The organism is Sphingorhabdus sp. (assembly GCF_044338195.1).
Taxonomy (GTDB): domain Bacteria; phylum Pseudomonadota; class Alphaproteobacteria; order Sphingomonadales; family Sphingomonadaceae; genus Sphingorhabdus_B.
In genome coordinates, this window is sequence record NZ_JBIIMC010000004.1 from 33,124 (window position 1) to 46,933 (window position 13,810).

Genomic DNA, 13,810 nt, shown 5'->3' on the forward strand with positions numbered 1-13,810 from the left:
TGACGGAACCATAACGTCATGGCATTAGCACCCCGTCTCGATCTTCGCCAAAGCCAGTCGCTGGTGATGACACCGCAACTGCAGCAGGCGATTAAACTGCTGGCATTGTCGTCGCTCGAAATTGAAGCGTTCATCGCGGAAGAGGTCGAACGTAATCCCGTTTTGGAAACAGGCAGCAGCGACGCTGCCCCTGATGTGCCGACCGAGGATTTCGCGCCCGCACTGAACGACAGTGGCGAGCGGGCGAGTGACGACCTGCTCAGCGGCGATGGCCAAGGCACATCGGACGCGCTGGATGTCGATTTCAGCGCAGAAACGTTCCACCATGACACCCCATCCGACAGTGTCGGCGGGGCCGATGGTATGCTTGGGCTTTCGGGCAACACGGCATCCAATGCGTTCGATGCAGACGGACCTGATTTCGACAGCTTTGCCGCGCGCGACATCAGCCTGCGTGAACATTTGATGGCGCAGGCAGGATCAAGCCTGTCCGGACGCCAGCTATTTCTGGTCCAACAGATTATCGAACATATCGAACCCACGGGCTATGTTGGCGAGGACCTGATGGCGACGGCCTACCGGCTTGGCGTTTCCGTGGCCGACATGGAGGCCGCGCTTTCGGAGTTGCAGCGGTTCGACCCCACAGGCGTCGGCGCGCGAAACCTGTCCGAATGCCTTGCCATTCAGGCGCGCGAGGCGGATCGTTATGACCCTTGCATGGCCAAGCTTATCGACAATCTCGACTTGGTTGCAAAGGGCGCGTTTGACCAGCTTAAGCGGATGTGCCGCGTCGACGACGAAGACTTGCGCGATATGCTGGTCGAACTGCGCGGCTATGATCCAAAACCCGGTTGCCGGTTCGAAAGCGAAGATATGCTTGCGGTCACGCCCGACATATTCATCACGCCGCGCGGCGCAGGCTGGGCCATCGAATTGAACAGTGCCAACCTGCCCCGTATCCTCATCAACCGCAGCTATGTTGCCGAGCTTGGGCAAGACAAAGCCACAAAGGCCTGGCTCAGCGACTGCATAGCGGATGCAAATTGGCTCATCAAAGCCATGGATCAAAGACAGCGCACCATCGTCAAGGTCGCCACCGAGATTGTGAAGCAGCAGGACGGCTTTTTTCGCAACGGCGTCGCCCATTTGCGACCACTCACGCTGCGGCAAGTGGCCGATGCCATCGATATGCATGAATCCACCGTCAGCCGGGTCACCAGCAACAAATATCTGCATTGCGGACGCGGCCTGTTTGACCTCAAATATTTCTTCTCATCGGGCGTTCAATCCGCCGACGGTGAGGGCGCGTCGGCGCAAGCCGTCAAAAGCCACATCAAATCCTTGATTGATGCCGAGGGCGAAAAGATTCTGTCCGATGACACGCTGGTCGATTTGTTGACGGCAAAAGGCTTCGACATTGCCCGCCGCACCGTTGCGAAATATCGCGAAGCCATGGGTATCGGATCGTCCGTGCAAAGACGGCGGCAAAAGAAAATGGGCCGCTAATCAAGCCGGCAGATGTGATCGCGCGAATGTCTCGCGGTCGATAAGAATTTTCTCGGCCAATATATGGTCGCTAACCTTATCCACGTCTATTGCAGCGATAGGGTCAGACATCGGCACCAGCGTTGCAACAAGGCCAAGGCGTTTGCCCGCAATCGTCAACGCCTGCCGCAATCCAATCGTGCGGGTCAGCGCGCGCAAGGCCAGCCGCACCCCGAAGTGCATGAACAGGCGCCATGCTTTCTTGCGATCCTGTTCAGCCTCTGCCCATAAATCGAGTGCGAATGCGGACTTGGGGCTCATCAATGCGAAGAGATTTGCGCCCGACCATGCCCCGTCCGAAAAACGCAGCCATGTGCGTTTGGCGTCTGGAAACTGCGCCAACATTGTCTTTCGTTCCACCATCGCAATGGCCACATCGCCATCGGCTTTGCCCAGAAATTCGGCGATCATATCAACGGTTAACAAGGGGTGGTCCGCGGTGGTCACCAATATCGGCGACGAAAATCCTAATACATCCACCTGCCGTTTGATGCTCAGCGATATACTGCTTTGGCTTTCGACCAGCGTTGCGCCGCCTGCGGCATCCACCGCTGAACGCAGCGCGTCGGGTTCCTGACATAGGACAATAATTTCACCGATAAGCGGCGACGCACGCAGCGTGCGCACGACGTGGCTAATCATCGGTTCGCCGCGCACGGGCACCAGAGCTTTCAGCTTAAGCCCAAAATGCTGTGCAAACATATCCGGTCCGGGCCTTTGCCCGGCAAGGACGATGCAGGTCCATTGCGCTTGCAAACAGCTTCTCCTAAACGCATCCAAATCGGGGGTGCGCCAACGCATTTGGCATACCTTGGGGTGGGGCTTGGCGACCAAATATGAATATTGCAATATATGATCTCGACAAGACCATAACCCGTCGCCCGACCTTTACACATTTTCTGCTATTTTATGCCCGGCGGACCGCCCCCATTCGTCTGGCATTACTGCCGGTTTGGATCGCGGCGATGCTGGGATATAAGCTTCGCCTATATGGGCGCAAACCCCTGAAACAATTTGGGATCGCTATGTTCATCGGACGCCAAATCTGTCCGGACGCTTTATCCAATATCGTCGCCCATTTTGCCGAACGGGTTGTGCGCGAAGGCCTTCAACCGGGGGCCGTTGCACGCATAGACGCAGATCGGGCGCGCGGGGCATTGCTGGTGATGGCCACCGCTGCACCCTATTTTTATGCGGGCGACATCGGCGCGAAAATTGGTTTTGATGCTGTCATTGCGACGCGCCATATCAGCCACGAAGACGGCCAACTGATGCACCGCATCGACGGCGAGAATTGCTATGCCGGAGAAAAATTGCGCCGCGTGCAGGAGTGGCTGTCGCAACAGGGCATTAACCGCCAAGATGCGCATATCCGTTTTTATTCGGACGATCTGAGCGATCGGTTCACTTTAGACTTCGCAGACGAAGGCTATGCCGTGAACCCCTCCAAACACTTTATGAAGGCCGCTGCCGAGGCCAATTGGGGCATTCTGGATTTCCGCAGCGCATAGGCGCCCGCTTCAGCTCGCTAAGCTTTCAATATATTGGCGCAACGCCTCCGCGCCACGCTCCGACGCTGGACGCGGATCGCTTTGGTCGGCGGTGTAGGCCATGCGCTGCTCTTGGGCTTTGCGATATTGTGCGGCAATCTGCGCATGATCGGGCAACAATGCTATCAACTGCTTGGCCGTGCGGACAACCGGACCGTTGTTCCAGAAATCATATTCTGGCGCGCTACCTGGCACGGCCGCACTGTGCGTATCGATGAAAAAACAGGCGCGCGGGCGATGCAGAAATTCATACACCTGGCTTGAAACATCGCCAATATAGACGTCGGCGGACAAGGTGTAGCTCATGTCAAACAGGCGCGCACTATCCACATCGATCCGGATATTCGGGGCATCATAATATTTGGGATCAATGTCTGGCCGCGTGCGGGTCACGCGATATTCGGGCGAAATATGCACCTTTTTATAAAAGAGCATCACATGCGGCGCAAAGATCAGATTGTAACGGTCCGCATTCTGGTAAAAAAATTCCAATATGTCTGCCCCGTGATCGAACCAGCTGGACATATGTGGATCGAAATGCGGGTTGTATAAAAATGTCGGCTTTTTGTTGTCGAAAAATGTTTCGGGGGCGCGTCCCCGCAAAATGTCGAACTTTGGGTAACCGATAATCCGGCAGCGTTCGGGCGTCGAAACGCCAGCATCTACCATTTGGTCCACGACCTTTTGTCCGCTGACCATCAACAGGTCAAAGTCTCGGAATGCAGGGTGAAAAGATACATTCCGGTCCCCCGCCCCATGCGGCACACAGACAAAGACTGGGCGATGTGCGCGACGGCGAAATTTGGCCCAATGGCGTTTCAGGGTAAGGCATGTGCGTTCGGTCGACACGATGGCGACGGATTTCCGCAAGAACGCATTATGCCAGTATAAACGCAATATCCGGTGAACAGGCACAAGCCTGTTCAGACCGTTTGTGAGCGTCTTGAGCCATTCGGGGAGCGCGAGAGATCGCCAATGCAAGGCGGCAATCTGTTCGGGCGTCAGCAGTCTTTCGACCTCTTTGCGCGTCACATCACTGCCAAAGGCGACGATTGCCCGGTAGGCTTTTTCACGTAAAGCGAATGCGCCAGCTATCCCCGCCAAATGCGCCACTTGGTGGCCGGCATCATGGTTGAACAGGAAAATGACGTCCGATTTGACGGACGCCGCAGCCTTCTTGTGTCGTGGATTATTCATACAATGGGGCATCTATCGCCATTGATCAATTTTTGCGACCAGTTTGCAGTGCGTTCAATTTTTTACCTGCACATCATGACATGGCTTTGATTAACGGCGGAAGTGCACTAGTCCCGCAGACTGATTGGGGGTCTGGCGTAATGGCTGAACAAAAACAGGGGAGTGGGCGGCGCATTTTGCAATCGGGCGCTTGGCTGTTCTTGCCAAAGACCACCTCTGCGGTGCTCAGCCTTATCTACCTTGCCGTTTCTACCCAAAGCTTGGGTGCGGCAGAATTTGGCAAATTCATGCTGATCTTCAGCTTTGCCCAGACGATAGCCAGCTTCACATCATTCCAGACATGGCAAATTCTGATCCGCTATGGCACGACCTTGGTGCACACAAAGTCCGATCACAAGCTGGCCGAACTCACATGGTTTTGCCTTATCCTTGATTTAATCGGGGCATTGCTGGCGTTCCTGGTCGCGATGGTCGGCGCATGGGCGCTTGCATATAACCAAGGCTGGAGTGATTCAGAGGCAATCGCCGTGGTCGGCTTCACGGTGCTTTTGGTGCTGTCCGCACGCTCCACACCGACAGGACTGCTGCGCATCAACGACCGCTTTGGCGACGCCGCCATTCCCGACATGCTGGTGCCTATCATCCGCCTTGTCGGCACCGGCATATTGGTGCTGACACAGCCTACGGCATGGGGGTTCCTCGCGGTGTGGCTCGTGTCCGAAATGGTGCCAACGCTATGGGTGTGGGGCAATGTTTTGCGCCGGCTCAAATTGCCGCTGCGGCTCAGCACTATGCCAAGCCTGCGCGGCTTTCAGGAAAGCTTCCCCGGCATTACCAAATTCGCCTTATGGTCCAATGTGGGTTCCAGCTTTAAGCTGACGAGCCAGCAAATGGTCGCGGTTGTGGTCGGCTTTTCCGTCGGTGCAGCAGCGGCTGGATTTTTCCGGCTGGGCTATCAATTGGGTCAGGTCTTTGCGCGCGTCGGCGATGCCATATCGATGGCGCTATTCACCGAATATGCCCGCGTTGCGCACACCGTCGACGCCAAAGATGCGAGCAATTTGCTCAGCCGCATGATTAAAGTGTCCGGCGTTGCGGCGGTGCTCGTATTGGCGATTGTCGGCTTCGCCGGAAAACCCGCCTTGATGTGGATATTTGGCGCAGAGTTTGTCGCCGCCTATCCTTTGGTCATGATCTTGGGCACAGCCACCGCCGTCCAATTTGCCACATTAGGGCTGGAGCCTGCGCTGCTCACCGCGGGCAAGGCTGGGCGCGTGATGCTGTGCAGCCTTGCCGGCGCTATTGTCGTGGTGCTGATGATGATCTGGCTTATGCCAAGTTATGGCGAGGTTGGTGCAGCATTTGCGATGTTAGGCGCAGCATTGGTCAACGCCGCGCTGCTGGTCATTTCCTATCGGCAAAAGATCGTTGCGCCAAAACCCGCAGACGCGGCTTAACGCGGCTCATGCGCCTTTATGAAGGTCGTAACATCGGTAATGACAGACGCCTTGTTCCGGAAGGGACGCGCGACCGCCATGATGATGTCGGAATGGCCAACATCGGGATAAATTTTCAGCTGCTGTTTCCCACCCAGCGCGGCGATCCGTTCCGACAGGACCTTGCTGTTGCGCGGCTTGACCACGCTATCCTTGTCCCCTGTCAGCAACAACAATGGCGGCGCATCGGCGCGCGCGTATGTGATCGGCTGGGTCTCGGTTAAGTCGGGCCATTGGCCAAAGGCAATTTTCGATGAATCGGTCGTGAGCGGCAAGAAATCATAAGGGCCTGCCAAACCGATGACGCCTTTAATAACGTCCGTCGCAAGGCCCTGCGCCTTCAAATAGCGCGGATCAAGCGCTGTCATCATCGCGATATGCGCGCCGGCGCTGTGTCCCATCAGGAAGATTTGGTCTTTGTTGCCCTGATGCTTGGCAATATTTGCGTGCACCCACGCAATGGCCGCCGCTGTATCGTCCACAAATGCCGGAAAGCGGACCTTTGGCGATTTGCGATAATCGGCAATGACGGTGACATATCCGCGCGATGCAAATGCACGACCCAAAAAGCCATAACCTTCCCGCTCACCATCGCGCCACGCACCACCATGAAAGAAGATAAGGACGGGGTAAGGCGCGGACGCCGCGCCTTCAGGTGCGTAGATATCCAGCTTCTGCCGCGCGTCGGTGCCATAAGCGATCGCCGTCACAGGCGTTCCATCAAACTCCGCCGCGCCCGGCGCCCACCGGTCCGCAAAATCGAGCTTTTGTGGATCGCTCTTGTTCCAAAGCCAAAGGCCGGAACCAACAAGCGCAAGGAGCAAAGCGATAAGGATATATTTGATCATGCGCGGTATGTGCCGTTTAACCATTGGAAACACAATGACAAACGGGCACAGAAGCTTTCGCCCCTTGCCTAACGTCTTGGTTCAACGCATTGTCATTCAAGGGCAGATAATGGGGGTGGAATGTGTCCGAGATAGTCACAGCTGTCCAAAGAGGCAGTCAAGTTTATGTCTATGGCACCGGACAGCGTCAGCTATGCTCCGTGTTTGCCGGCACTGGACCGAATGACGGACTGAAAGGATATACATCCAGCACAGTCAGTGTGCGTAGAGGCAGTCAAATCTACGTTTACGATCATAAGGGTCGCCAAATTTCCAGCATATTTGCGGGGAAGTGATGGACGCATTTATTCTGGGGGAAGTTGATTGAAACGACGTCGTCTTAGGGCGCTGGCGGCATGCGTACTGCTTTCCGCTTGTGGAGGCGGTGGCAGCACATCGCCCAGTTCGCCGATCATCACGATACCCTCGAACGCCACAACACCAACGCCGCCAACGCCGATCACTTACACGCGCGCGGCGCTCAGCAAATCTTACCAAATCCACACAATATCCTCATCCGACGTGGTCCCCGAATATGTTTATGGCGGTGTGACGAACCCCAGAGGCATTGCGGACATTTTCCCGCAAGGGAGCATATCTGCAGATTTCCAGAAGGATCGGTTCCCTGAACTGATCATTCCGCTGAACAAGGCATATGGCACGCCGGTTTTTGCGCGCTTACCATATATCTACCTTTCCAATGATAACGGTAGATTAGAGTTTCGGCAGGCCGTTAACGAGCAATTTCCGTCCGTTTTTGGCGCACGTCGATCTGCGTCTTTAACCGTCAACGGAACGCCCGCAGCATTCTTCGTCGCGCACAACGTGTCTGGGGTATATAATGACCCCACGGCATATGGCACGGCCATATTGGCCCTAGGCGGTGCAACTGGGACGAGGGTACGGGCAGACCTTATTCCCCGCCTGACGACACAATCGGGTCTTGCGGCCAATGGAACCGATGCCCACGCAATGGCGACAGGGGACATTAACGGTGACGGAAAGCATGATATCCTGATTGCCAACTGGCGCCACAGGGAGGGGTTTGAACCCTTGTTCTTGTTTCAAAATGCCGAAGGTTCATTCACCGCCAGGTCGAGCAGCTTTCTGGATCAACTGAACGCCCTTCCGCTGCTGAACCCAACCCAAATCCCCAACGGGCAGAATAATTTGTGGTTGGATGCGCACCTCGCTGATCTCAACACTGACGGCTATGATGACATTGTTGCCGGGTTTGGGCACGGGTCGGCGCACAGCTATGTGTTCTGGAACAATAAGGGCAACTTCAGTTTCGATGATAAGACGCCGCTTCCCGCAACGGTGTATGGTACAGAAAACACGCTCCATATGGAGACCCGAACCACGGATATGGATAAGGATGGGGATCTCGACCTCATAATCTCCCACTCAAGATATTCCCCTTACTATGGCGGGGACTATCTCCAGATCATCAGAAACGACGCCGGTAAGTTCGTCGATATTTCCAGTACGGCCATCCGGCAGGACAATTCTGATGTTTACGCAGGGTTCTTACAATGGTCTCCAGCGCTCTATGTCAAAGACGTCAGCAAAGACGGAAAAGACGATATCGTCTTTGCCCGGCAGGACGGCACTCTCAGGATTTTCATAAATGAGAATGGTGCATCATTCCGTAATTTCAACGTGTCCCTTCCGCCGTCTGAAGGTAGCGGGAAATTGATCGGTTTCGATGATTTCGACGGCGATGGGAATTTTGAAGCCGTGTATTGGCAATATGGCGGCACTGCCGACCGAAAAGATTATTTTGTCAACCTCTACAAACTCATATTCGCGTAAAGTTCCATGGCACTATGCGGTGGTCGTTAGTGCACGCGATTTAAGGAGTATATCGAGGCGGCCGCTTTCAGCACGCACCCGGGCCAATAATGTAACAACAAAAAAGGGCTCGCGATTTCTCACAAGCCCTTGAATTTGTTCGGAAAAACCGAGTTTTCGGTTTAGCGCTTCGAGAACTGGAAGCTCTTACGCGCCTTGGCCTTGCCGTATTTCTTACGCTCGACAACGCGGCTGTCGCGGGTCAGGAAGCCTTCCGACTTCACAGCGCTGCGCAGCAGTGGCTCATACTTCGACAGTGCTTGCGCGATGCCATGCTTGACCGCGCCAGCCTGACCCGAAAGACCACCGCCCTTGACGGTTGCGATGACGTCATATTGGCCCGTACGCTCGGTGACACCGAACGGCTGGTTGATGACGAGACGCAGCGAAGGACGTGCGAAGTAAATTTCCTGATCACGGCCATTGACGACAATCTTGCCGGTGCCTGGCTTCAACCAAACGCGGGCAACTGCGTCCTTACGACGGCCAGTTGCATAAGCGCGACCTTGCGCATCAATTTCCTGTTCGCGAACGACAGCAGCAATCTGTGCTGGTGCCTGAACGTCGGCGCCCAAGGTTTCGAGATCAGCGAGCGAATTTGCAGTTTCAGACATTATGCACCCACCTTGTTCTTGCGGTTCATGGAAGCGACGTCGAGCGTCTTTGGCTGTTGGCCGGCATGCGGATGCTCGGTACCATTATATAGATGCAGCGCGCGCATTTGGGCACGACCCAAAGGACCGCGTGGAACCATGCGCTCAACGGCCTTTTCAAGGACGCGCTCAGGGAACTTGCTATCAAGTACCTTACCAGCAGTGATGCCCTTGATACCACCGATGTAACCGGTGTGGCGATAGTAAACCTTGTCGGTCAACTTCTTGCCGGTGAACTTCACCTTGTCGGCATTGATGACGACAACATGGTCGCCGCAATCAACGTGCGGGGTGTAGCTTGGCTTGGTCTTACCACGCAGGATGTTGGCGATAAGGCTGGCAACACGGCCAACAACCAAACCTTCTGCGTCAATGAGGATCCACGATTTCTCGACGTCCTGTGGACGGATCGATTTCGTAACTCTGGATAGCGTTTTCATCGCTAATCGCACCTTTCGAAATTTTAGTGTTGCACAGAATCGCAAAGGATCCTGCACGCGAAGCGGTGCCAATGGCGATGAACCGGCCAATAGTCAAGCAAAAGCAAGGGTTTTACGACGGGTATAATAATACCCGTCGGCGTTTAGGCCGTATCACGTCCCAAGACATGCGCGCCCCAGACCGTTGCCGCGACCAAAAGGGCGCCGACCGCCTGATGCGATACGGCAAGGACGATGTTGACCCCCGTCATCACGGTTGCAATGCCGAGCAGCATCTGGACGCCGAACGCGCTATGAATAGCGACCGATGCCGCACGAACGCCTGCTTTCTTGACCCGCCGTGCCATCAGGATCAGCGCAATCACCGCGACCCACGCCCACCAGCGATGGACGAAATGGGTGAGATAGGGGTCATTCACCAAAGCATAAAACGCACCCTTGGCGGTATCCACGCCATCGGGATAGAAGCGGTCGTTCATCAATGGCCATGTGTTGGCGACATATCCGGCATTCAGTCCGGCAACCCATGCACCGAAGAGCAGCTGAATAAATAATATCGCCAAGATGCTGCCCGTAAAGCCCGTGATGCGCGCGGGCCTTGCCGATGGATTTTTCGTCAGTTCCTTTAGATCCAGCGCAGTCCAAACAAGACCACCCAAGATAATCAGCGCTGTCAAAAGATGGACCGCAAGCCGGTAATGGCTGACATCGGTGCGCGCGGACAGGCCAGATGACACCATCCACCAGCCAATGGTCCCTTGCAGACCGCCCAGCGCAAGCAACGCAAGCAAACGCGGCTTATAGCCGCTCGGGATCGCCTGCTTGATCCAAAACCACGCCAGCGGCAACGCAAATGCCAATCCGATGACGCGTCCCAACAAGCGGTGGACCCATTCCCAGAAATAGATGAATTTGAACTCCGCCAGCGTCATGCCCGCCGGACCGTTAATCTCGGTATATTCCGGGATCTGTTTGTATTTTTCGAATTCGGAGAGCCAGCTGGCCTCGTTCAACGGGGGCAAAGTGCCCGTGATCGGTTTCCATTCGGTAATCGACAGGCCCGATTCGGTCAGACGCGTGATGCCGCCGACAATCACCATCGCCAAGACGAGAACCGCGACGCCCATAAGCCATGTAATCAACGCCTGAGGGTGTGACGCGCGCGCGCTGGCTGCGGCGCCAGAATGAGGAGCTTTATTCATAAGCCGCGATATGCCCCTGATTTCAGCAAGCTGCAAGCGGACAGAGGTTGCAAAAATGGTCATAATGGCTGCAATTTATGCGATGTAATGTTGTAACGTCTAACGAATCGGTGTAGGGCGGCCGCAATGACGCAGGCATGGAAAAAATGGCGGTGGGACGGGCTTGGCTTAAGCATTGCTGGCCTGTGCCTTGTGCATTGCCTGGTCACCACGCTTTTGCTGGCGTTTCTGGCATCGGCGAGCGGTTTTTTGCTCAACTCGATCATTCATGAAACCGGCCTGTTGCTGGCCATTCTCTTCGGCGTATTGGCGCTTGGTAAGGGATTTTGGGATCATGGACTGTTTACGCCAGCGATCGTTGGCGCAGCGGGCATTGGCATGATGGCGGGCGCATTGACACTGCCACATGGCCTGATGGAGATTGTCTGGACCGTCATGGGCGTCATCTGCCTCGCATTAGGACATTTCCTGAACCACCGCGCATCTGCCTGACGGGCAATTGACCGACTGGCTGTCACGGCCTACATCATCAATATGGCAGTTCATCATCATCACGAGCATGCAGGCGCGTCGCTTGCCCATGCCGCCGAATCGGCGTTGGTCGAGGCGGGCGAGCAGTGGACCGATATGCGTGCGGATATCTTCGCCGTGCTCGCCACATTTGAAAAACCCGCATCGGCTTATGATATTGCAGATCTGGTTTCACAAAAACGCGGCAAGCGCGTTGCACCCAACAGCGTGTACCGGATACTCGATCTGTTCGTGACCACCAACCTTGCGCGCCGCGTTGAAAGCGCGAACGCCTATCTCGCCAACTCACACCCCGGCTGTCTGCACGACTGCATTTTCCTGATCTGCGACAGCTGCGGCACCGCCACGCATATTGATGACGATACGCTGACCATGAATGTTCGCGCAGCGGCCGAACATGCCGGTTTTGCAGAGGTTCGCCCCGTCATCGAAGTCCGCGGAAAATGCGCCGATTGCGGATAACGCAGGCGCAATTACCCGTTCGACAGCCTGATAAAAGGTGGCTAAGCTGACGTCATGACACATTCCCCAGACACGCCGTTACTCGACACGGTTAAAGTGCCCTCGGACCTTCGCAAACTTGCCGCGTCGCAGCTTCGCCAGCTCGCGGATGAATTGCGCGCTGAAACCATATCTGCAGTTTCGGTAACGGGCGGCCATCTGGGCGCTGGCTTGGGCGTCGTCGAACTGACGACCGCGATCCATTATGTCTTCAACACGCCCGATGACCGTTTGGTCTGGGACGTTGGCCACCAATGCTATCCGCACAAAATCCTGACGGGTCGCCGCGACCGCATTCGCACCTTGCGCACAGGCGGGGGCCTTTCGGGCTTCACCAAGCGCAGCGAAAGCGAATATGATCCGTTCGGCGCGGCACATAGCTCAACCTCCATTTCAGCCGCTTTGGGTTTCGCGGTCGCCAACAAGATTGCGGGCAAACCCGGTAAAGCGATAGCCGTCATCGGTGATGGTTCGATGTCCGCCGGCATGGCCTATGAGGCGATGAACAACGCCCAAGCTGCGGGCAACCGTCTGGTCGTCATCCTCAACGACAATGACATGTCGATCGCGCCGCCCGTTGGCGGTCTGTCAGCTTATTTGTCGCGTCTGGTGTCCTCGAGCGAATATCTCGGCCTGCGCAGCCTCGCGAGCAAAGTCGCCAAAAAGCTATCGCGCCGCATCTATTCAGCCGCATCAAAGGCGGAAGAGTTCGCGCGCGGCATGGCGATGGGCGGTACCTTGTTCGAAGAACTTGGATTTTATTATGTTGGCCCCATCGACGGCCACAATCTCGACCAGCTGATCCCCGTCCTCGAAAATGTCCGCGACAATGCCGAAGGCCCCGTGCTGATCCATGTGGTCACGCAAAAGGGCAAGGGTTACGCCCCTGCCGAAGCGTCGGCTGACAAATATCATGGCGTCGTCAAATTCGACGTGGTCACAGGTAAGCAGGATAAGGGCCCCGGTGGCGGTCCGCCCGCCTATCAAAACGTCTTCGGTGAAACGCTCGCCAAGCTGGCCGAAACTGACCCCAAGATTTGCGCGATAACCGCCGCAATGCCCGGCGGCACCGGCGTCGACAAATTCTCTGCCGCGCATCCCGAACGGTCGTTCGATGTCGGCATCGCTGAACAGCATGCCGTCACCTTTGCGGCTGGACTTGCGGCACAGGGGATGCGTCCCTTCTGCGCGATTTACTCGACCTTCCTGCAACGCGCTTATGACCAGGTCGTGCACGACGTCGCGATCCAGAATTTGCCTGTGCGCTTCGCCATTGACCGCGCGGGCCTCGTCGGCGCCGATGGCAGCACGCATGCCGGTTCGTTCGACATTACCTATTTGGCAACCTTGCCCAATATGGTCGTCATGTCGCCAGCAGATGAAGCGGAACTGGTCCACATGACCTATACCGCCGTCCTGCACGACAGCGGGCCAATCGCGTTCCGTTACCCACGCGGCAATGGCACGGGCGTTACGATGCCTGACGTGCCGCAGCAGTTGGAAATCGGCAAAGGCCGGATCATGCGCGAAGGCAAGAAGGTTGCGATTCTCTCGCTCGGCACGCGTTTGGCCGAAGCGATGAAGGCGGCAGAAACGCTGGATGCCAAGGGCCTGAGCACCACCGTCGCCGACTTGCGCTTTGCAAAGCCGCTTGACGAAAAAATGATCCGCCACCTGATCGCCACGCATGAGGTTGTCGTGACGGTCGAAGAAGCATCCGTGGGCGGCCTTGGCGCGCATGTGCTGACACTCGCCAGCGACGCTGGCCTGATGGACGCTGGCTTGAAAATCCGCACGATGCGCCTGCCCGACATGTTCCAAGAACATGACAGCCCGCAAAAGCAATATGACGAAGCTGGCCTGAATGCCCCGCAGATCGTTGAAACAGTGCTAAAGGCGCTGCGCCACAACAGCGCCGGCGTGGAGGAAGCGAGCGCCAGCGCTTAACCCGCGC

Annotated in this window: 13 protein-coding genes; 7 read left to right on the top strand and 6 right to left on the bottom strand. The window is 56.1% G+C overall.

Annotation, left to right across the window (positions count from 1 at the left end; genetic code table 11):
* Window positions 1-18: 18 nt before the first annotated feature.
* A complete protein-coding gene (gene rpoN, locus ACIQZK_RS02170; protein WP_397574711.1) occupies window positions 19-1,506 on the top strand; it encodes an RNA polymerase factor sigma-54 in 1,488 nt (495 codons plus the stop codon).
* On the opposite strand, the gene ACIQZK_RS02175 is transcribed toward rpoN, so the two are convergent.
* The gene (locus ACIQZK_RS02175) at window positions 1,507-2,346 is read right to left on the bottom strand and encodes a nucleotidyltransferase family protein (RefSeq protein ID WP_397574712.1); all 840 of its coding nucleotides are present in this window, start codon (window positions 2,344-2,346) and stop codon (window positions 1,507-1,509) included.
* 35 nt (window positions 2,347-2,381) lie between these two features.
* Here ACIQZK_RS02175 and ACIQZK_RS02180 point away from each other — a divergent pair, with 35 nt between their 5' ends.
* Complete coding sequence (locus ACIQZK_RS02180; RefSeq protein ID WP_397574713.1) at window positions 2,382-3,056, top strand: HAD family hydrolase; 675 nt, start codon at window positions 2,382-2,384, stop codon at window positions 3,054-3,056.
* 9 nt (window positions 3,057-3,065) lie between these two features.
* Here the strand turns inward: ACIQZK_RS02180 and ACIQZK_RS02185 are convergent, their stop codons facing one another.
* Complete coding sequence (locus tag ACIQZK_RS02185) at window positions 3,066-4,292, bottom strand: hypothetical protein (RefSeq protein ID WP_397574714.1); 1,227 nt, start codon at window positions 4,290-4,292, stop codon at window positions 3,066-3,068.
* 140 nt (window positions 4,293-4,432) lie between these two features.
* Here ACIQZK_RS02185 and ACIQZK_RS02190 point away from each other — a divergent pair, with 140 nt between their 5' ends.
* Window positions 4,433-5,749 (top strand): lipopolysaccharide biosynthesis protein, encoded by a 1,317-nt coding sequence (locus ACIQZK_RS02190; RefSeq protein ID WP_397574715.1) that lies wholly within the window; start codon window positions 4,433-4,435, stop codon window positions 5,747-5,749.
* Here the strand turns inward: ACIQZK_RS02190 and ACIQZK_RS02195 are convergent.
* Window positions 5,746-6,636, bottom strand: coding sequence for an alpha/beta hydrolase (locus ACIQZK_RS02195; protein WP_397574716.1), 891 nt, complete (start codon window positions 6,634-6,636; stop codon window positions 5,746-5,748). The genes ACIQZK_RS02190 and ACIQZK_RS02195 overlap by 4 nt on opposite strands.
* 363 nt (window positions 6,637-6,999) lie before the next feature.
* Here ACIQZK_RS02195 and ACIQZK_RS02200 point away from each other — a divergent pair, with 363 nt between their 5' ends.
* Window positions 7,000-8,490 carry an FG-GAP repeat domain-containing protein gene (locus ACIQZK_RS02200; protein ID WP_397574717.1) on the top strand — a complete coding sequence of 497 codons (1,491 nt, stop codon included), beginning with the start codon at window positions 7,000-7,002 and terminating at the stop codon, window positions 8,488-8,490.
* Between the two features lie 161 nt (window positions 8,491-8,651).
* Here the strand turns inward: ACIQZK_RS02200 and rpsI are convergent, their stop codons facing one another.
* The 3 genes from rpsI to ACIQZK_RS02215 form a co-directional block, all read right to left on the bottom strand.
* On the bottom strand, window positions 8,652-9,143 hold the full coding sequence (gene rpsI, locus ACIQZK_RS02205) for a 30S ribosomal protein S9 (protein WP_183938969.1): 492 nt from the start codon (window positions 9,141-9,143) through the stop codon (window positions 8,652-8,654).
* Complete coding sequence (rplM, locus tag ACIQZK_RS02210; protein ID WP_125229402.1) at window positions 9,143-9,622, bottom strand: 50S ribosomal protein L13; 480 nt, start codon at window positions 9,620-9,622, stop codon at window positions 9,143-9,145. The genes rpsI and rplM overlap by 1 nt, the downstream gene beginning before the upstream one ends.
* A gap of 143 nt (window positions 9,623-9,765) precedes the next feature.
* Window positions 9,766-10,824 carry a COX15/CtaA family protein gene (locus ACIQZK_RS02215; protein ID WP_397574718.1) on the bottom strand — a complete coding sequence of 353 codons (1,059 nt, stop codon included), beginning with the start codon at window positions 10,822-10,824 and terminating at the stop codon, window positions 9,766-9,768.
* A 126-nt stretch (window positions 10,825-10,950) separates the two neighbouring features.
* On the opposite strand from ACIQZK_RS02215, the gene ACIQZK_RS02220 reads away from it, so the two are divergent.
* From ACIQZK_RS02220 to dxs, 3 genes are read left to right on the top strand one after another with little or no spacing between them, the layout of a single operon-like run.
* Entirely contained in the window at window positions 10,951-11,316 is a 366-nt protein-coding gene (locus ACIQZK_RS02220; protein WP_395634744.1) for a MerC domain-containing protein, read from the top strand.
* Between the two features lie 42 nt (window positions 11,317-11,358).
* Window positions 11,359-11,817 carry a Fur family transcriptional regulator gene (locus tag ACIQZK_RS02225; RefSeq protein WP_292928664.1) on the top strand — a complete coding sequence of 153 codons (459 nt, stop codon included), beginning with the start codon at window positions 11,359-11,361 and terminating at the stop codon, window positions 11,815-11,817.
* 54 nt (window positions 11,818-11,871) lie between these two features.
* Window positions 11,872-13,803, top strand: a complete 1,932-nt coding sequence (gene dxs / locus ACIQZK_RS02230; protein ID WP_397574719.1) for a 1-deoxy-D-xylulose-5-phosphate synthase — start codon at window positions 11,872-11,874, stop codon at window positions 13,801-13,803.
* The last annotated feature ends 7 nt before the right edge of the window (window positions 13,804-13,810 follow it).

Bases quoted from the DNA above. Each gene is read 5' to 3' on its own strand.
- rpoN (WP_397574711.1), top strand. From the start codon at position 19: ATGGCATTAGCACCCCGTCTCGATCTTCGCCAAAGCCAGTCGCTGGTG.
- ACIQZK_RS02175 (WP_397574712.1), bottom strand. From the start codon at position 2,346: ATGCGTTGGCGCACCCCCGATTTGGATGCGTTTAGGAGAAGCTGTTTG.
- ACIQZK_RS02180 (WP_397574713.1), top strand. From the start codon at position 2,382: ATGAATATTGCAATATATGATCTCGACAAGACCATAACCCGTCGCCCG.
- ACIQZK_RS02185 (WP_397574714.1), bottom strand. From the start codon at position 4,292: ATGAATAATCCACGACACAAGAAGGCTGCGGCGTCCGTCAAATCGGAC.
- ACIQZK_RS02190 (WP_397574715.1), top strand. From the start codon at position 4,433: ATGGCTGAACAAAAACAGGGGAGTGGGCGGCGCATTTTGCAATCGGGC.
- ACIQZK_RS02195 (WP_397574716.1), bottom strand. From the start codon at position 6,636: ATGATCAAATATATCCTTATCGCTTTGCTCCTTGCGCTTGTTGGTTCC.
- rpsI (WP_183938969.1), bottom strand. From the start codon at position 9,143: ATGTCTGAAACTGCAAATTCGCTCGCTGATCTCGAAACCTTGGGCGCC.
- rplM (WP_125229402.1), bottom strand. From the start codon at position 9,622: ATGAAAACGCTATCCAGAGTTACGAAATCGATCCGTCCACAGGACGTC.
- ACIQZK_RS02215 (WP_397574718.1), bottom strand. From the start codon at position 10,824: ATGAATAAAGCTCCTCATTCTGGCGCCGCAGCCAGCGCGCGCGCGTCA.
- ACIQZK_RS02220 (WP_395634744.1), top strand. From the start codon at position 10,951: ATGACGCAGGCATGGAAAAAATGGCGGTGGGACGGGCTTGGCTTAAGC.
- ACIQZK_RS02225 (WP_292928664.1), top strand. From the start codon at position 11,359: ATGGCAGTTCATCATCATCACGAGCATGCAGGCGCGTCGCTTGCCCAT.
- dxs (WP_397574719.1), top strand. From the start codon at position 11,872: ATGACACATTCCCCAGACACGCCGTTACTCGACACGGTTAAAGTGCCC.